The organism is Lysinibacillus sp. FSL M8-0337, from assembly GCF_038593855.1.
GTDB classification, from domain to species: Bacteria; Bacillota; Bacilli; order Bacillales_A; family Planococcaceae; genus Lysinibacillus; species Lysinibacillus sphaericus_D.
The window spans coordinates 1,840,842-1,858,623 of sequence record NZ_CP151996.1 but is presented as its reverse complement, the minus strand read 5'-3'; the positions used below and the strand labels follow the sequence as shown (position 1 = coordinate 1,858,623).

16 protein-coding genes are annotated in these 17,782 nt (G+C 37.9%); 6 read left to right on the top strand and 10 right to left on the bottom strand.

Translation table 11 applies throughout. The features are described 5' to 3' along the window. Positions 1-335: 335 nt before the first annotated feature. Positions 336-764, top strand: coding sequence for a DUF2621 domain-containing protein (locus MKY08_RS08640; RefSeq protein ID WP_069511086.1), 429 nt, complete (start codon positions 336-338; stop codon positions 762-764). A gap of 78 nt (positions 765-842) precedes the next feature. Here the strand turns inward: MKY08_RS08640 and MKY08_RS08635 are convergent, their stop codons facing one another. From MKY08_RS08635 to MKY08_RS08615, 5 genes are all read right to left on the bottom strand, one after another. Further along, entirely contained in the window at positions 843-1,034 is a 192-nt protein-coding gene (locus tag MKY08_RS08635) for a hypothetical protein (RefSeq protein ID WP_069511084.1), read from the bottom strand. Positions 1,035-1,184: 150 nt separating this feature from the next. After that, positions 1,185-1,682, bottom strand: a complete 498-nt coding sequence (locus MKY08_RS08630; RefSeq protein ID WP_069511082.1) for a cytochrome c biogenesis protein CcdC — start codon at positions 1,680-1,682, stop codon at positions 1,185-1,187. A gap of 24 nt (positions 1,683-1,706) precedes the next feature. Beyond that, complete coding sequence (locus tag MKY08_RS08625) at positions 1,707-2,075, bottom strand: response regulator (protein WP_256093150.1); 369 nt, start codon at positions 2,073-2,075, stop codon at positions 1,707-1,709. 51 nt (positions 2,076-2,126) lie between these two features. After that, positions 2,127-2,837 (bottom strand): cytochrome c biogenesis protein CcdA, encoded by a 711-nt coding sequence (locus tag MKY08_RS08620; RefSeq protein WP_024363541.1) that lies wholly within the window; start codon positions 2,835-2,837, stop codon positions 2,127-2,129. 282 nt (positions 2,838-3,119) lie between these two features. After that, entirely contained in the window at positions 3,120-4,799 is a 1,680-nt protein-coding gene (locus MKY08_RS08615; RefSeq protein ID WP_069511080.1) for an L-lactate permease, read from the bottom strand. 468 nt (positions 4,800-5,267) lie between these two features. On the opposite strand from MKY08_RS08615, the gene MKY08_RS08610 reads away from it, so the two are divergent. The 4 genes from MKY08_RS08610 (at position 5,268) to MKY08_RS08595 (ending at position 9,118) form a co-directional block, all read left to right on the top strand. After that, complete coding sequence (locus MKY08_RS08610; protein WP_069511078.1) at positions 5,268-5,999, top strand: FadR/GntR family transcriptional regulator; 732 nt, start codon at positions 5,268-5,270, stop codon at positions 5,997-5,999. 233 nt (positions 6,000-6,232) lie between these two features. Further along, positions 6,233-6,949 (top strand): (Fe-S)-binding protein, encoded by a 717-nt coding sequence (locus tag MKY08_RS08605; RefSeq protein ID WP_069511076.1) that lies wholly within the window; start codon positions 6,233-6,235, stop codon positions 6,947-6,949. A 25-nt stretch (positions 6,950-6,974) separates the two neighbouring features. Further along, positions 6,975-8,402, top strand: coding sequence for a LutB/LldF family L-lactate oxidation iron-sulfur protein (locus tag MKY08_RS08600; protein ID WP_069511073.1), 1,428 nt, complete (start codon positions 6,975-6,977; stop codon positions 8,400-8,402). Further along, positions 8,402-9,118, top strand: coding sequence for a lactate utilization protein C (locus tag MKY08_RS08595; RefSeq protein WP_069511071.1), 717 nt, complete (start codon positions 8,402-8,404; stop codon positions 9,116-9,118). Before MKY08_RS08600 ends, MKY08_RS08595 begins: the two co-directional genes overlap by 1 nt. On the opposite strand, the gene MKY08_RS08590 is transcribed toward MKY08_RS08595, so the two are convergent. After that, a complete protein-coding gene (locus MKY08_RS08590) occupies positions 9,102-9,239 on the bottom strand; it encodes a hypothetical protein (protein ID WP_176723167.1) in 138 nt (45 codons plus the stop codon). The genes MKY08_RS08595 and MKY08_RS08590 overlap by 17 nt on opposite strands. 10 nt (positions 9,240-9,249) lie before the next feature. Continuing rightward, on the bottom strand, positions 9,250-10,548 hold the full coding sequence (locus MKY08_RS08585; protein ID WP_069511069.1) for an MFS transporter: 1,299 nt from the start codon (positions 10,546-10,548) through the stop codon (positions 9,250-9,252). Between the two features lie 205 nt (positions 10,549-10,753). On the opposite strand from MKY08_RS08585, the gene MKY08_RS08580 reads away from it, so the two are divergent. Continuing rightward, positions 10,754-11,995 carry a helix-turn-helix transcriptional regulator gene (locus tag MKY08_RS08580; RefSeq protein WP_069511067.1) on the top strand — a complete coding sequence of 414 codons (1,242 nt, stop codon included), beginning with the start codon at positions 10,754-10,756 and terminating at the stop codon, positions 11,993-11,995. A 69-nt stretch (positions 11,996-12,064) separates the two neighbouring features. Here the strand turns inward: MKY08_RS08580 and rarD are convergent, their stop codons facing one another. The 3 genes from rarD to MKY08_RS08565 all read right to left on the bottom strand — a co-directional run bounded on the left by rarD (position 12,065) and on the right by MKY08_RS08565 (position 17,644). Beyond that, positions 12,065-12,970: an EamA family transporter RarD gene (gene rarD / locus MKY08_RS08575; RefSeq protein WP_069511065.1), complete on the bottom strand. Its 906-nt coding sequence runs from the start codon at positions 12,968-12,970 to the stop codon at positions 12,065-12,067. 163 nt (positions 12,971-13,133) lie between these two features. Next, positions 13,134-13,667: a hypothetical protein gene (locus tag MKY08_RS08570; RefSeq protein WP_256093149.1), complete on the bottom strand. Its 534-nt coding sequence runs from the start codon at positions 13,665-13,667 to the stop codon at positions 13,134-13,136. 272 nt (positions 13,668-13,939) lie between these two features. Then, positions 13,940-17,644 carry a S8 family serine peptidase gene (locus tag MKY08_RS08565; protein WP_069511061.1) on the bottom strand — a complete coding sequence of 1,235 codons (3,705 nt, stop codon included), beginning with the start codon at positions 17,642-17,644 and terminating at the stop codon, positions 13,940-13,942. Positions 17,645-17,782: the final 138 nt, after the last annotated feature.

Below are 17,782 nucleotides of genomic sequence, written 5' to 3'. Positions count from 1 at the left end.
CGTTGAAAAAGGGTATTGCACCTTAACAGCTTCAACGTGAGGTGTTTTTTTCATAGAAATAAGGTTCAGATATGCTATTAATGGCGCAAAATACTAGTAGGTACTTCAACTGTTAGATTTTAAAAATGTCTTTTCCATCATACCTATCTTCTTTTTACTCTAAAATTTTTTTGGTTTTTCGATGCTTTTACTTATCTAAATATTCATTCATTCATTCGCTTTATTGTTGATTTTTGTTCAATACACTGACTAATTGTAAAAAGAGGCACAATAAGGATGAATTTTTTTGTTTAAGCTTTTATAATAGAGTGAGAGAAGACAAAGAGGTGAACGATTTGTTAGATGGTTGGTTTTTATGGTTTATTTTATTTTGGGTAGTCGTCCTTATTTCGCTAATGGCTATTGGCGGATTTTTCATGTTCCGCAAATTTTTAAAGGCTTTACCAAAGCAGGATGGGAAATCAGATTTAGATTGGCAGGAATTTTACTTAGATAAAACGATTCATCTATGGGGACAACCTGAGAAGGAATTTCTATATGAGTTGGTGAGCCCAGTACCTGAGCTATTTAGACAAGTGGCGAAAGAAAAAATTGCAGGTAAGATTGGCGAACTGGCTTTAGAAGAAAAGGCGACAGCTATAGACAATGATTTAATTATACGCGGCTATATTCAAGCTACGCCTAAACGTGACCACAAATTTTTACGTAAAAAATTAGATCAAATGCAAATTGACGTTTCCCCATATGAGCATCTTTTTGACTAATAGGATGCAAAAAAGCCGCACTGCAATACGTGCGGCTTTTTTTGATATAGAACTTTAATTAGTTTAGCGTTTTATGCTTTATTTAAATAAATGATCAAGCGCTTGGTAATCTTGTTGATAGCGCCCACCGTCTGCCACTTCTGCATGATACAGTGCTTTTAATGCATAGTTTTTTTGCAAATCCATATCCGCCATTAGCGCTTTTAATCGGTCATGCAATTCACGGTTTTCTTTTACGAGCAACTGCATCTGTGGTTTAAAATATTTCATCTAAGTAACTCCTCATTTTTTAACATGCTTCCTAGTATACCACGATGTCGATTAGAAAGCGCTTATTGTAACATATCCCCTGAATACAAAAAATTATTGTGTACGTTAAAAAAACTACAACAGCAAATATGCTAGTGTAGTTTCTTTTCTTTACATATTTTTTAATGGAATCGTTTTCTTGATTTTTATAAATTGAACTAGCATTGCAATTCGCCAAGGCAATAGCATCGCAAATGCTAAAATCCAAAACATACCTGCTAACTCCCCGACATCTATCGAGCTACTTAAAATCATTTTTGCCACAATACGGAAGATTAACAGCCCAACTAAAATAAATACAAACGCTTTTGAACGTTTTAAATAAATATCGTGACCTTTTACTTCAAATTTCGAAGTAGCAATTAAAATGGTCGAGAACACCACACCTACCGCAGCAGCTTCTAAAATCTGCATAGGTGGCACTCGAAATTGTGCAAATAAAAACATTAACGCACCTGATGACATGGCAATAGGTGGAATGATAATTTTCTTCTCATTTGTAGGTTTTTTGGAAGCTCGCATACGTAATACCATCACAAAGCTACCCATTATAATGGCCATTATAGTCGAACCTATAACATAATATTGAGAAGGGATATTGCTTAACATAAAGAATCCTCCTCTGATGTTAAATTAGCAACTTTGACCAACTAACTGGTCTGCTACAGCTCTTAATTTTTCTGGCTCGAAAGGCTTTGTAATAAAATCTTTCGCGCCACTTTCAATTGCTTCTACAATTAATTTTTGTTGTCCTAATGCTGTAATCATAACAATCTTTGCATCTGGAAATTCTGGGATGATCCTTTTTACAGCCGCAATACCTGTCATAACGGGCATCGTTACATCCATTGTTACAAGATCTGGTTGTAACTCTCGATACAGCTCTACAGCTTCTTTACCATTCACTGCATTGCCAACTACCTCATAACCCCATTCAGTAAACATATTACTGATTGTAACACGCATAAATAGCGTATCATCCACTACTAAAACTGTAGGCACGTATTCATCTCCCTCCACGTTAAAGTATGGTATGCCCTTTAGTTTAGCAGATTAGAAGCCAATAAATCCACCGAAAATAGGCTGTAATAATCGCGTGATATATGTTAAACCATCGAAGAATAACAATATCCCTACCGCAATCATAATATAGCCGCCAACTTTTACGATTTTTTGACTATGTTTGCGAATCCAATTCATACGTGAAATGAAGAATGATAACACGAAGAATGGAATGGCAAAACCTAAATAATAAGCAAACATATAGCTAAACCCTGAAGAAGGATTTGCTCCAGCTAACGTAATAATGGACATTAGAATTGGACCTGTACATGGTGTCCAGCCTGCCGCAAATGCGATACCGATTAATATGGAGCCAATATAACCGGATGGTCGATTTTTGAATTGGAATTTTCGATCTTTCATTAAAAAATCAATTTGCAGTAACCCTACAATCATTAACCCAAAGATAACGATTAAAATGGCGCCAACTTGACGCAATAATGTTTGATAGTTTAGGAAGAATTCCCTTGCTAATGATGCGCCTAGACCAATCATAATAAAAATAATTGAAAATCCTAATAAAAAGAATAGCGTATGCAAAATAGCACGCCTTTGCATCATGCCACGTTCAGATTTTAGCTCATCCAAAGTCATCCCCGTTATGTATGATAAAAATGCTGGATACAGTGGTAGAGTACACGGTGAAATGAAGCTTAAAAAACCTGCTCCAAACGCTAGAAAAACGTTAATATCAGTTTCCATATTTTTCATTCTCTCCTTACAGTTACTGCCTCCATCGTACCAAAAAACAATGGAAATTGCGCCCTTAATGCTTGTGAACGTTTCTTGACGAAAAGTTGTAGAAACTGCGAAATCTTTTTGCTTTGCAAAAGGCACTTCTGAATTATGCGCCCGCTACGTTTTTCTGTCAACGAAATTTGCAATAATACAAGAATTTAAAATAAAACCCCTTTATGTTTGCTAATTAGAAAAAAGGTACTGAGAAAGCAACTCTCAATACCTTTTACTAAAAATTTCACGGTGCTATGGAATCATCCAAGATAAAACATTACTTTGTAAAAAGGTTAATATACAAATAAATAGTAGCAACATCACACTATACTTTAACGCGAAGCGCAGCAATTCTGACTCTCTCCCTACAAGTCCAACCGCTGCGGCGGCGACTGCAATAGATTGTGGTGAAATCATTTTACCCGTTACGCCCCCGGATGCATTCGCTGCAAGTGCAAGCACCGGTTCCATTCCAACAGAATCAGCTGTCACTTGCTGTAACTTGGCAAACAAGACATTGGAAGATGTATCCGATCCTGTAATAAATACACCAAGCCAACCTAGCACAGGTGAGAAGAATGGGAATAATACACCCGTCTTCGCTAAAACTAAGGCAAGCGTTGTCATCATACCTGCCGTATTTGTGACATAAGCATAGGCAACGACACTACAAATTGTAATAAGCGGATATTTAATTTCATTTAATGTTTCAAAAAAGGTTGTTCCCCAGTCGTGCCATGAAACGTTAAAAATAAATTTAGAAACGATGGCAGATAATAAAATAGCTGTACCTGCCGCACCTAGAAGTTCTACCTTATAGAAAGCAGCAATTGCTTCCCCCGTTGCGCCACTCACTACTTGATTATGTAAAAACGGTACTTCTGCCGTAAACGTCATCGCTTGCCCTACTAAATTTATCCCTTTTAACATTATATTTGTACCGTCATAATTTCCCGTTAAAGCACTTTTGACAACAGGAATCCCCCAGCAAGAAATAAAAGCCGTCAAAATAATAAATGGTGACCAAGACTTTACTATTGTTCCCCCGCTGTACGACTCTTTTTTGGAAATTGTATCAGCAGTAATCTCTTGTTCGGAAGCAAAACGATAAATCGTTTTCGGCTGCCAAAACTTCATGAAAACGGCTAGTGCAAAAAGTGATACTAGAGCAGATAAAACATCCGGTAATTCAGGACCGAGAAAATTTGAACTTAAAAATTGTGTGACAGCAAATGAAATACCAGATACTAAAATGGCTGGCATCACTTCCCATGCTTTTTTAAAACCAGTCATAATAAAAATTAAGAAGAATGGAATAAAGACTGCTAAAAACGGTAATTGACGTCCAACCATTTTTGAAATTTCAAATGCAGCGATACCCGTTGGTCCTTCCATCGCTGTAATTGGTACACCGATAGCACCAAATGCAACTGGGGCTGTATTTGCAATTAAACAAAGACCCGCAGCATATAACGGATTAAAACCAAGACCTACTAATAATGCTGCTGAAATAGCAACCGGTGCGCCAAAACCAGCGGCTCCTTCTAAAAATGCCCCAAATGAAAACGCGACAAGTAACGCTTGAATACGACGATCTTCCGTTATCGATAAGACGGAATAACGAATAATATTAAAATTCCCTGTTTTAACCGTGATATTGTATAAAAAAACCGATGTAATAATAATCCAACCTATTGGTAGTAGACCATAAACAGCCCCCTGTGTGGCGGACATTACTGCTGTCCCTAGCGGCACTTTAAAAGCAATGGCAGCTAAAAGTAAAGAGACAAGCAAAGTTGTTAAACCTGCCATATAGCCTTTCATTTTTTTAATGGCTAATGCCCAGAAAAAATAAAGTATGGGTATAACAGCGACGATTGCCGACCACGTCAAACTATCCCCCACAGCAGTGAAATTTTGTGTAAATGTCAAATTGCATACCCCCAAATAAAAATTTCTCCCCAATCATGACAATACGACATCAACGGTTGCAGCCTACTAGAAGTGTGACACTACAATCACGAACTTCTCGCTCCTCAAATGCTACGCTCTTCGCTTTGTCAAACTTTCGTAGAAACTACAAATGAAGTTATCTTGTAACTAAACACTTACTACTTTTACATCACTTATTTTTATTACACCCTCCAAACTTAAATAGATTAGGTCATCTGATGACTACATGTTAAAATTATATGAACTAAATTTCAAAAATTCAATATTTTTTTAATATTAAATTTCTGTTTTAGCTTCTTTAAGCAGCAATTACTAGCAAAACTGTACGATATTTCAATACTAGACACCTAATCAAAGTATTCATGATAAACAGTGAGTAAAATAGCATTCTTCATGTATAATATACTTATATAGAGCAATTGATTGAGATGAATGAGGTGTAGCTCCTTGGAATTAAAGAAAATTAAACCGAAAAAAATATATGAGGAAGTATCAGAAATGCTCTATGAAAAAATTCGAGCTGGCGACCTGAAACCAGGAGATCGTCTTGACTCTGTCGAACAACTTGCTGAACAATTACAAGTAAGTAGGTCTGCCATAAGAGAAGCCTTATCCGCACTAAAAGCAATGGGCTTAATCGAAATTAAACAAGGTTCCGGCACTTTTGTTAAGAGCACTCCATCCAAACAACTTGACTTCCCACTGTCAACACTTACATTAACAAATAAAAAAGATGTCTCACATCTATTAAAAGTACGAAAAATTATTGAAGTGGGCGCCGCTGCTAGTGCTGCCATTCATCGCACAGATGAAGATATACAAACAATGTTGCGTATTTTAGATGACATGAAACTAGCACAGGGTGATGGAGAGCTTGGCGAAAAAGCGGACTTTCAATTTCACGCGGCAATCTCAGCTGCCTCTCAAAACCCCCTACTGGCAACAATTTTAGACCAAGTATCCGGTTTAATGATAGAAACAATGAAAGAAACGCGTCGTATTTGGTTGTATTCTAAAAAAACGACAAGCGAAAAATTATATGATGAACATATGCAAATTTTCCTTGCCATTAAACAACAAAACGAAGAGCTAGCAAAGCATGCAATGTCTTCTCATTTAAGCAATGTAGAGGAAGTTTTAATGCACTATTTCGACACAACCGAATCTACAAATGAATGAAATTCATAAATTGCCAGAGCTGATGTTATCGCAAAAAGTGTTAGATTGATTAAACACAATCTAGCACTTTTCTCTTTTGTCCCTCCCCTATTTTTTGAAAATTTGCAAATAGCACTTCCACCCATCTTATAGGTTGTAGTATGATAAAAACAATCTAACTGTCCGCCAAGTCATCTGATGACCAGTTGATTAATCAATTGAAATTGCAAATCCATACAAAAGGAGCGATAAGCATGAAAGTAACACTGTTTGCGACTTGTTTAGTCGATATGTTTCAAGGTGAGGTAGGAAAAGCAGTCGTCGAAGTTTTAGAAAGACTAGGCTGTGACATCGACTTCCCAGAAAATCAAATTTGCTGTGGACAGCCAGCTTATAATAGTGGTTATGTACAGGATTCGAAAAATGCGATGAAAAAAATGATAACTGCTTTTGAACATGCACAGTACGTCGTCTCCCCTTCTGGCTCTTGTGCTTATATGTTTAAAGAATATCCTGAAGTATTTAAAGGTGATCCTATTTGGGAACCGAAAGCTCAGGCATTAGCTGCTAAAACATATGAATTCACGGAATTTATTGTAGACATTCTACAGATTGAAGATGTAGGTGCACATTTAGAAGGTAAAGCGACATTCCACACTTCTTGCCATATGACTAGATTGCTCGGTGTGAAAGAAGCACCAATGAAATTATTAGGAAATGTTAAAGGTTTACAATACGTAGAACTCCCAGGAAAAGACCGCTGTTGTGGTTTTGGCGGCACATTTTCAGTAAAAATGGGGAATATTTCTGGAGAAATGGTCAATGAAAAAGTACAAAACGTGGAAGAAACGGAAGCAGATATTTTAATCGGTGCGGATGCGGGCTGTTTAATCAATATCGGGGGGCGTATTGAGCGACAAGGCAAACCCATTAAAGTGATGCATATTGCGGAAGTACTAAACTGCCGATAAATGGCTTTTAGAGGAGGATAATCGAATGGCAATGAAAACAAGCGATGATAGGTTTAACAAGCGAGTATCGAAAGAGCTAGAAAATACATTTATGCGAGGTGCTGTATCCAGTGCGCAAGAACGTTTTCAAACGCGCCGATTACAGCAAGCAGATGAGCTTGGGCACTGGGAAGAATGGCGTTCACATGGTGAGGAAATTCGCCAGCATGTTCTCGCCAATTTAGATTATTACTTATATCAACTAAGTGAAAATGTAGCAAATCGTGGTGGACATGTATTTTTTGCTAAAACTGCCGCAGAAGCAACTAGCTATATTCAACAAATCACCGAAAAAAAACAGGCAAAAAAAATCGTCAAATCTAAATCCATGGTAACAGAAGAAATCAATTTAAATCCTGCGCTCGAACAACTGGGCTGTGAAGTGATTGAAACAGACCTTGGCGAATATATTTTGCAAGTTGGGGATCATGAACCTCCGTCGCATATCGTCGTACCAGCATTGCATAAAAATAAAGAGCAAATTCGCGATATATTTAAAGAAAAACAAGGCTATGACCAAACAGAAAAACCCGAAGAACTAGCCCTTTATGTTCGTGAAAAACTACGAAATGAGTACTTAACAGCAGATATTGGCATTACTGGCTGTAACTTTGCTATCGCAGAAAGTGGCTCCATCACACTCGTTACAAATGAAGGAAATGCTGATTTAGTAACCGCCTTACCTAAAACACAAATTACTGTGATGGGCATGGAACGAATTGTGCCCACGTTCGAAGAAATGGAGGTCCTCGTCAGTTTATTAACGAGAAGTGCTGTTGGACAAAAGCTAACAAGCTATATTACGACGTTAACTGGTGTAAAAGATGAAGGCGATACGGATGGGCCAGATGAATTCCACTTAGTTATTGTCGATAATGGCCGTTCAGCTATTTTAGGAGGGGAATTCCAACCAATTTTGCAATGCATTCGCTGTGCAGCTTGTGTTAACGCCTGCCCTGTATACCGTCATGTTGGTGGACATACGTACGGTTCGATTTACTCAGGTCCTGTCGGTGTTGTGTTGTCACCATTGTTAGGTGGTTATGATGATTTCAAGGAATTACCATATGCCTCTACTTTATGCGGTGCTTGCACAGATGCATGTCCTGTCAAAATCCCATTGCATCAACTGATTCATCGCCATCGTCAGGTCATCGTTGAAAATGAAGGGAGAGCCCCGGTGTCTGAAAAGCTTCTTATGAAGGCGTTTGGTTTAGGTGCTTCCTCCCCTACTTTATACAAAATAGCAACGAAAATGGCATCACCAGCCATGTCTCCATTTACAAAGGATAATAAAATTTCAAACGGTCCAGGGCCATTAAAAGCGTGGACAGAAGCAAGAGATTTCCCAGCTCCGAATAAAGAAAATTTCCGAAGCTGGTTTAACAGCCGTACAAAAGGAGGTTCTGAATAATGGCAGGAAGCATTGTAAATAGAGATTCATTTTTATCGAATATTGCCAAGCAACTTGGACGAGCACCAAAAACACAACTAACAAAACCAGTTTGGCAATACCAACCTCAAGACCGTGTGTTAAAAGATGCTACGAAAGATGAACTCGTTGCTGTCTTAGCGAAGCAATGTAAAAATATTAATACTAATCTAATAGTTACTACTACAGAAAATCTTGCAACGGATTTACAAAAAGTCGTAGATCATTACGGTGGACGCTCTGTCATTACATGGCAAGACGAACGCTTTGAAAGCTATGGCTTATTACCATTAATGCAGACACAATGGCCACAAGCTGAAATCCAACTGTATATATGGGATGAAACGCAGCCAGAGGAAAATATCCGACAAGCAGAAAAAGCAAATATCGGGATTACAATTAGTGAGATGACTTTAGCGGAATCCGGAACAGCCGTCCTATTTAGCGATAAATATAGAGGGCGAACGGTAAGCTTTTTACCAGAAAAGTCGATAATTTTAATGCCAAAAAGCACAATCGTTCCACGCATCACCCAAGCGGCTCGATGGATGAGCCAAAAAGTTCAAAATGGGGAACATATCGCTTCTTGCATTAACTTTATTACGGGTCCAAGTAATTCCGCAGATATTGAAATGATTCCTGTCGTTGGTGTCCACGGTCCGATTAAAGCAACTTATATTGTTATCGAAGATCAATAATGATCGAAACAGGCATGCTAGATGCGCTGCATGCCTGCTTTGCTTTATATTGAATCGATACGATTGTGGTACTCGCCACTAAATCCTTTGTTTTCGCCACTAAAACTAATGCAATCACCACTAATAGAATACTACCTATTTGGTATTAGTTTGTTATTCTTTGCTAGCGCTTTGTCATCGTAAAAAGTTGGATGCGCTTCCTTTAAGACTGACGTGCGCAGTAATACAAGGGTCATTACCACTATAATTGCACTTGTCACCAGCAATATACCGGTTGCTGGAAGAGAATCGTATAGTACTCCATAGACAAGCATACCGATTGGCATCATGGACATCGCCATTGTTTCCATTAATCCAAATACACGTCCACGGTATTCCTCGGAAATAAGCTTTTGCATAAACACACCTAGAGGCATATTTACACCCATTTCAAAAATAGCAAATATAAAATACAACCCTATATAAAAGATAACAATCATTGAATATGAAAGATCAGTCACTAATGGGATAATCGCAAAACTTAAGCTACTCGAAAGCAACAATAAACTTATTTTAGAAAAACGAAGTGGCACTTTTATTTCGGCACGTGATGCAAAATAGATGGAAGCCACTAACATGCCACCTGCCCCCGCTGCTTCGATAAAACCAAAATGGGTAGATTCAACCTTTAGTAATTCAATGATAATATACGTTCCACCAACGACAATGGCAGAGAAAAATAAATTAATCCACAACGATAGCCACATCACAACTTTAATGACCTTATGTTGTTTAATATAGCTAAAGCCTCCAACAAGTCCTTGCCATATCTTTTCCGTTTTAGCAGTGTCTCCTCGCGTACTATACAAATTAAAATTCATCGTTGCCTCTAAGCAAAAGGCTATCGCATACGCTACCATATGAACAATTAAAAATACTTCCATAGAGAAAAAGCCATACATCATCCCACCGATAACAGGTCCCCCAACAGCCGCTACAGACACCGACATTTGATTAAATGACATTGCACGTTGTAAACGTTCTGGATTAACAAGTGTTGCAATTGCTGAAGTAAAGGTTACGCTCGAAAATGCTGAACAAAGCGTATAGAATACAGTGGTCACATAAATTGCGTTCACTGACATTCCAATTGTTTCTGTATATAACAATAAACTTGCCATCGTTAAAATCGTCCCAGCTTGCGCCAATAATATTGTTCGTTTCTTTGAATAATTATCTGCGACATACCCTGCTAATGGCGCAACAAGTGCTCTAGGTAATATGGAACAAATCATATTTGTGGCAAAGCTGGTGGCAGAACCCGTCATCGCTAAAATATACAAACTAATACCAAAAGACAATACATGCGACCCTAGCATTGCAATCATTTTACTGGCTGTAAAAGTCCACAAATGATAGGTCGCCTTTTTATATTTTGCCGCTTCATCCATCGAAAAACCCCTCCATATTTAATTAAATTTAAAAGTTTAATTTTATTAAACAAAATATAACACAATTCCCGCTTTTCACGCAATAAAAAGTTTAATATAATTAAACAATTAGTTAGCATCTAGATTCTCTTTTGGTTTTGGGAAAAGGTATAGACTTTACAAAGATTAGTTATTATTGTTAATAGTGAAGAAAGGAGGCGAGGCAGTGGACTCTTTAGGCACCCGAATTCGCAAATTACGAAAAGAACGAAAATTAACATTAGAGGCGCTTGCTGCCGATCGTCTAACAAAAGGTATGCTCAGCCAAATAGAAAACGATAAAGCGAAGCCATCAATGGAAAGCTTAGACTATATTGCGGAACGGCTTGGGGTGAAAGCAAGTGAATTACTTGAACAAGTAGCATCCTCAGATATACGTCAGTTGCTGGAGCAAGTAGAAATTATGTTTGCTGAAGTAAAACGAGGAGATGCAAATAACCATCAGCAAATTGTTGATATTATTCAACCTTATATAGAGGATCTCCCTCTTAGCTATGAAGCTGGGCGTTTACTGTATATTTATGCTGATGCCCAATATGAGGCAGGTTTATTGACATGGGAGGCACCGCTACAGCAAGCCCGGCAAATATTTAAAGAGATTAATTTATTAAGCCATTGGTTAAAAACCTATATCCTACAACTTGCCATTTTGTCAGAAAATCGTCGATACAATGAGGCTTATAGCTGTATAGTACAAGTAAAAGAAGAAGTGGCACAAGAAAACTATCAGTTAGATTCCCGAGATACTGCAAAATTGGCTTATTATATTTGCATTTTTCAGCTAGCCATTGGAGAACATGAAGCTGGTAAACAACTAATCAAAGAAACGATAGAACATGCACATCAAAATCAATTGTTTTATCATATTGATGATTTATACCGTATTGGCGCCTATTGTGCGATGATAGATGGTGACTTCAAACAGGCGGATAAAATGATTATGAAGTTGGAGCAATATCGCATGTTTGTTGAACAAGCTGATGTCGACGCCTTTATCTACGTCTTAAAAGCCCATTATTATAACAATTATACACATGATTATAAGCAAGCATTAGTTGAAATCGAACATTTTCATGCACTTACCGGCTCCACAAAATTGGATCAAAACTTTTATTACGCTGAAAAGGGAAAATCATTGTATTTACTTGGTCGTTATGCGGAATCACTTGAGGCATTTAACCACTTTACAGAAATTCCTATTTTCATCTCGCACCCTTATGATTTGCTTAGTATGAATGAATGTTTTTCTTATAAAGCACTTTGCTATGTACAACATGGTGATTTGACGACTGCCTATGAAATTGCCAAAAAAGCTTATATTGACTCGATTGATTTAATTGACCTTCCCTATAAGCGAAAAATTGAGGAAACCTATTTGACGATTAAAGCACAAATCAATTCGAGGTAATAAACGAAGAACGGGACATTGAAAAAAGTGTTAGAATGACCGCTGTCACTCTAACACTTTTACCTTATGTTACGCAGATTTATGATGTGCTTTTCTTATTTCTAAAATTTTCGAACCAGAAAACAATAATAAGGCTACCCAAATAATACTGAATGCCAGCAGCTCTACTGGACTAAACGGTTCTTTATACAAAACGACACCTAAAATTAAGACAATAGTTGGTGCCACATATTGTATAAAGCCCAATAAATAAAGTGGAATATTTTGAGCACCTTTTGCAAATAAAATTAGCGGCACTGCTGTCACAATCCCACTGACAATCATTAGTACATCTGTTTGGATATTGATGTGTAAGAAAGACGCTTGGCTCGTTGTAAATAAATAGATATAATACCCTAGTGCAAACGGTAGGATAAATAGCGTTTCAATGGCAAGTCCCCTTGTTGCATCAAGGGTAATTTTCTTCTTCAATACTCCATAAATAGCAAATGATAACGCAATAAGAATTGCCACCCAAGGTACTGTTCCATAGTTTACCGTTAATAGGATGACCGCAATAAAAGCAATTGCTGTTGCAGCCCATTGTGCACGACTCAAACTCTCTTTAAAGAAGACCACACCAAAAATAACCGACAATAGTGGATTAATATAATAGCCAAGGCTTGTCTCTATCAAATGTTCATGTGTTACTGCCCAAATATATAAGTACCAATTCATTGAAATAACAAAGGAAGCACAAGCGAGTTGCCAAAAACTCTTTTGGTGCGTCCATAAATATTTTAAATCAGCTATTAAATCTTTTCGCATACCGAATATAATCACTACTAGTACTGTAAAGACGAAAGACCATATGACACGCCCTAATAATATTTCCATACTCGGCACATGCTCAAGCAGTTTCCAATAAAGTGGGAATGCTCCCCAAATAGCATAGGCCAAAAATGCTGCCCAGACGCCTTTTTTCTCGTTTGACATTGTCTTGAATTCTCCTACTCTTCTTAAATCACTTACGATTTCTCGTATTTCCATATGATGGCATTCATAATATAAAGAATAGACTAATTATAGGACTTTGAGTGGCAACTGTAAATGCACAAATTTACTATGGACGTGTTGTTTATCGCTGAAACACGTGTTGTTACGCTTTATTCTCACTTTCAAGCTCAGAAATATATTTTCGCACCATACTATAACTGATATCAGGATTAATTTGACGTTTTATACGAATATGAATTTCTTTAATGCCTACACCTTGCTCTCGCATATCTCGAATCATTGATTTTAATGGACCTGATAGCGATTCCTTTGAAAGAGCCGTGTATTTACTAAGCTCGATCAACAAGTCGGTATTCTGTCGACGAAGCTCCTTCAGCTCATCAACGACACAATTATACTCGGTAAGCTTTTTTTGTAGCACCGCATTTTGCTGTGTTAGTTTTTGTATGTCTGCTTCAAGCTTTGTATTTTGTTTTTTTAGACTTTTCCGCTCTTGCTCCAAAATAAGTTGCTTCTCATCTATATCCAGATGCATGTCCTTTAATAACTCTTCAAAATGAAGTAATTCCTTATAGCGACTTTGTGTTAACACCATGAGCGTTTCCGTTGTTTTAACAGCCAGTGTACCATCTTGCATTTTTTCCCATGTCAATGCTGATTGATCCATTTTGCTCATCACTTATATCTCACTCCATTACTAAATTGTTCGTGTAATGGGATTACCTTGTTCAACATCTTTCAGCTTCCTTCGTTATGATAATCATTCTCATTTACCTTATCATAATGACAAAAGTCTTTTTTGTCAAAATAAAAAATACAGGCTTCTTAAATTTAAGGAACACAGCCAGTTAGTTTACTAGAGACATACATCTTAGTGTTGCTTTACAGTCCATAATAAAAAGAGAAATTGCGCAGTGCAATTTCTCTTTTTGTTTAAACTAATCGTAATTATAAGTCACCCTCGGTCACTTCATTGTTATTGTTATTGCCCTTGCCATTTCCGTTGCCGTTACCATTTCCATTTCCATTTCCATTGCCGTTACCTGGCTTTACAACCAACACATCAAATGTTAGTGTATGCTCACCATACGTTACCGTAATCGTCGTATTGCCTTGACCTTTTCCTTTTACGGCACCTGCTTTTACAGTAGCAATTTTATCATTTGCTACTTCGTATGTTGCCAGATTTGTCACATCTTTTTCTGTTGTTTTACCTTCAAAAGTAGTTACTTCCGTAATTTTAACCGCAACTTCTTTACCTATTCTTGTTTCTACCTGCGCTTGGTCAATTTCTAATGTGACAATTGGTGTTTCTACATTAGGTGCTTTCACTGTCACATTTATTGTCACTTCATTCGCACCGTATGACATAGTAATTGTCGTTGTACCTTCACCTACTGCCGTTACTACACCATTGACTACAGTTGCAACATTTTCATCTCCAACAACATACGTAGCTTTAGACGTTACGTCTTGCACTGTTGCTTCACCTTCTGCAGGCGTTGACGTTTCTGTTACCGTCAGCTGTGCTGTTTCTCCAGTTGTTAGGTTTAGCTCAGTTGGATTTACAGAAAGTGTCACTACTGGCTCTACTACTTCTTTTTCATAGATTACAGCTTCCCCAACATTGCCCGCAGCGTCATTAATTTTTACTGTTACAGCATTTGTTTCTGCTGTTACTGGGAATGTAAAGCTTCCGTCTTGATTTAGTTCAAACGCAACTGGCGCTTGTACTTCCCCATTTACCGTCGCAATATAGGAAGCTTTTAATTTATCATTTAAATTGTAATTTAAACCGTATGCACTTAACGCTACATTGTAGTCAATATACTTATCTGTTACCTGACCTGTTGCAACGCCTTGCGCTACTGAACCAGTAATTTCTGGTTTAGTCGATTTGACGAAAATTGGTCCAACATAGTCTGACACTACGCCTGATGCTGCAAGACCAGTAAAGTCAATTGTATACAGACCATCTGGAATCGTTGTGGCAGGTGCTGATCCCCATGGTTTGTATTGCCCACCTACTTTTAGCGTATAAGAACCTTTTCCTAGTGCAGTACCTGCATGTAAATAGCCAATATAGCCATCTCCATATTCTCCGCCTTCTGGATTCATAATATCCCAAAGTTCAATATAGTTCGTTGTTACATCTCCAGTTAATGTGAATGATAGTACAGCCGAGTCTTTCACTCCATCTCCGTTAAAGGAAAGATCCGTTTCTGTAATAGTCAAGTCTTTGACTTCAGTTGTTGCCTCTGCGCCAAAATCGGCTGCAAATGGCAATGAAATTTCTGTAGCGCCATTGCCGATGTAAATATAACCTAGTAATTCAGAGCCGTTTGGTGCGGAAGCTTGCGAAGCTGTTAACGTAATATTTAAAACTTGCTCACCTACTAGATTAAATGTTGGCTGGTCTACTGTAACAGTTGCATCACCAAATGTTTTTGTCACATCAATTGAAACATTATAGTTGCCACCGTTCCCTTTGATATCTTTTACTAAAACTTGTTTCGTGACAGAAATATCTCTATCTTTAAGTGATTGTGGACCGAAAGTAACAGTACCTTTCAAGTTTTCTGCCACTGCACCCGTTCCATCTAAAATTGCGCTATCAAGTGCATAAGCAAGAATTTCTGGATGAGCTGCTGCATATGCATTGACACGCCCTGCCCCTTGAGAAAATACATCGTATTTTGTCTTATCTAAAACTTTTGCTGTATTCGAAAGCGCTACTTTTACATCGAACGCATTCCAATCAGGATTTGCTTGTTTAACTAACGCCGCAATACCTGCAATATGCGGTGTTGCCATAGAAGTTCCTGTTTTACGAGCATATGCTTCAGCATAATTGGCATTAGGGAAATCTTTTTTATACATTGGAATCGTGGACATAATATTTGTCCCAGGTGCACTTACATCTGGTTTAATATCAAAGTTTGGTGTAGACGGGCCACGTGAACTTGAAGAGTTTACTTCATCGCCCGTAGTATTTGTTGAAGCAAATTTACTAAAGCTTACTTTTCCTGTGCCACCTGCTAAAGCAGCGCGAATGGCAGTACCATCTGTTTGGGACATATCAAATGTTGGTAAAAACTCAAATGAATCACCAAGGAATGTGCCTGAAATGTTTGGTGCATTCGTTCCACCAGCAAAGTTATGAATAATTGTTGCAACTGCTCCATTTGCCTTTGCATTGGCAATTTTATCAACGAATGCAATACCACCACGAGAAATCAATGCGACTTTCCCCGTTACATCGATTCCTTCATAGTCTTTTACTTCTCCGTTTCCAGGGACAGCTACTAAATCAAATTCCCCTTGCAGCTGCGTTGCTACATTTTTCCCAAAAGTCGTGCCCATTAACGGAAGTTGTTTTGTTAAGTTGTAATTGCCAACGGTAACTTTGACTTCCCCGTTATACATTGTTTCAGGATTCGTTGTGTTCCCTACAGCAATTCCTAAACGAGCTGTTGCAGGCGTACCCATTGTACCGCGATTTGGACCAGAGTTCCCTGTTGCAATAACGCCGATTGTTCCAGCTATCATTGCATTATTAATCGCAAATGAACCAGCGTCTGTTTCAGAGTTTGCTCCCCCGCCAAGCGAAAGATTGATAATGTCCATTTTTTCTAATACAGCCGTTTCAATTGCTTTTACAATACCGGATGTAGCACCACTTCCGTAAGCCCCAAGAACACGGTAAGCATAAAGGTCTACTTTTGGTGCAATTCCTTTAATACCGTATTGATTAGCTCCGATTGCTGCAATTGTTCCCGCAACATGTGTACCGTGAGAAGTATAGAATGCGCTTCCTTTTTCATTAAACTCCGGTGTTCCAACTGGACGCTCCGAAGGTAATGTTTCCGATGCATCGTTATCTGCACGAGGCTTTGTGTAAGTTGCTGAATATGGAATAAAGTTTTTTCCACCTTTATAAATTCCAGCAAATTCAGGGTGATCGGCGTCAATACCCGTATCTAATACGGCTACCTTAATGCCTTGTCCTTCCAATCCTTCGTTCCAAAGCTGTTCAATGCCAAGGAAAGAATTACTTGTATTCATTTGCGCTTCTAGCTGATCTTCCTTAACCAGTTCCGATGATTTCATCGTATCATCTTCTGATGCGTAAACAATGGCATCTGGTTCGATTAATGTAATGCCTTCGATTGTAAGCAATTTTGGAAGATCATTTGCTTTTACAGTTGCTGCGAAGCCATTTAAAACTGTATCGAATGTGTAGCCTTGCGTCATCTGAACATTTTTAACAGCTAACTCTTTTTGTACTTGTACTTGTTGTGCTTTTACATTAGAGCGAGCTTCATTTGCCTGAGCTTTAGAAAATCTTTGGCCTTTAAGTTGGCTTATTCCTTGCTCTAGTGCCACAGGCATTTCAGATAAATGAACGATAACTGCCACCTCTTGATTGCCTGATACATTTTGTAAGCTTTCATGGAGCGTTGGACCATCTTTAGACAAGCTTAGCTGTTCAGCGATAGCAGCCTTTAATTGAATGATACTTTCGCTTTGACCATCCTGCTTGAATGGTTTCGATTCTTCAGCACTAGCACTCGATATTGGAGCCAAGAGAGAAAGCACCATAATGAAAGCTAAAATACTACTTAAAAATGTCGTTAACTTAAACTTTTTCAAATCTCATTTCCCCTTCCTCCTTTAATTGTCACACTTTTCAGTTTAGTGTGATATTTCCAATTTATCACAAATAAACTAATTCGAATATCGTAATATTTGAATATTTTGAAATATTGATAGAAAGTAGCATTTTCAATT

What these genes read in the sequence shown, in the direction of transcription:
- MKY08_RS08635 (WP_069511084.1), bottom strand. Translation starts at nt 1,034, where the DNA reads ATGAAATATTTTAAACCACAGATGCAGTTGCTCGTAAAAGAAAACCGT.
- MKY08_RS08630 (WP_069511082.1), bottom strand. Translation starts at nt 1,682, where the DNA reads ATGTTAAGCAATATCCCTTCTCAATATTATGTTATAGGTTCGACTATA.
- MKY08_RS08620 (WP_024363541.1), bottom strand. Translation starts at nt 2,837, where the DNA reads ATGGAAACTGATATTAACGTTTTTCTAGCGTTTGGAGCAGGTTTTTTA.
- MKY08_RS08605 (WP_069511076.1), top strand. Translation starts at nt 6,233, where the DNA reads ATGAAAGTAACACTGTTTGCGACTTGTTTAGTCGATATGTTTCAAGGT.
- MKY08_RS08600 (WP_069511073.1), top strand. Translation starts at nt 6,975, where the DNA reads ATGGCAATGAAAACAAGCGATGATAGGTTTAACAAGCGAGTATCGAAA.
- MKY08_RS08595 (WP_069511071.1), top strand. Translation starts at nt 8,402, where the DNA reads ATGGCAGGAAGCATTGTAAATAGAGATTCATTTTTATCGAATATTGCC.
- MKY08_RS08585 (WP_069511069.1), bottom strand. Translation starts at nt 10,548, where the DNA reads ATGGATGAAGCGGCAAAATATAAAAAGGCGACCTATCATTTGTGGACT.
- rarD (WP_069511065.1), bottom strand. Translation starts at nt 12,970, where the DNA reads ATGTCAAACGAGAAAAAAGGCGTCTGGGCAGCATTTTTGGCCTATGCT.
- MKY08_RS08570 (WP_256093149.1), bottom strand. Translation starts at nt 13,667, where the DNA reads ATGAGCAAAATGGATCAATCAGCATTGACATGGGAAAAAATGCAAGAT.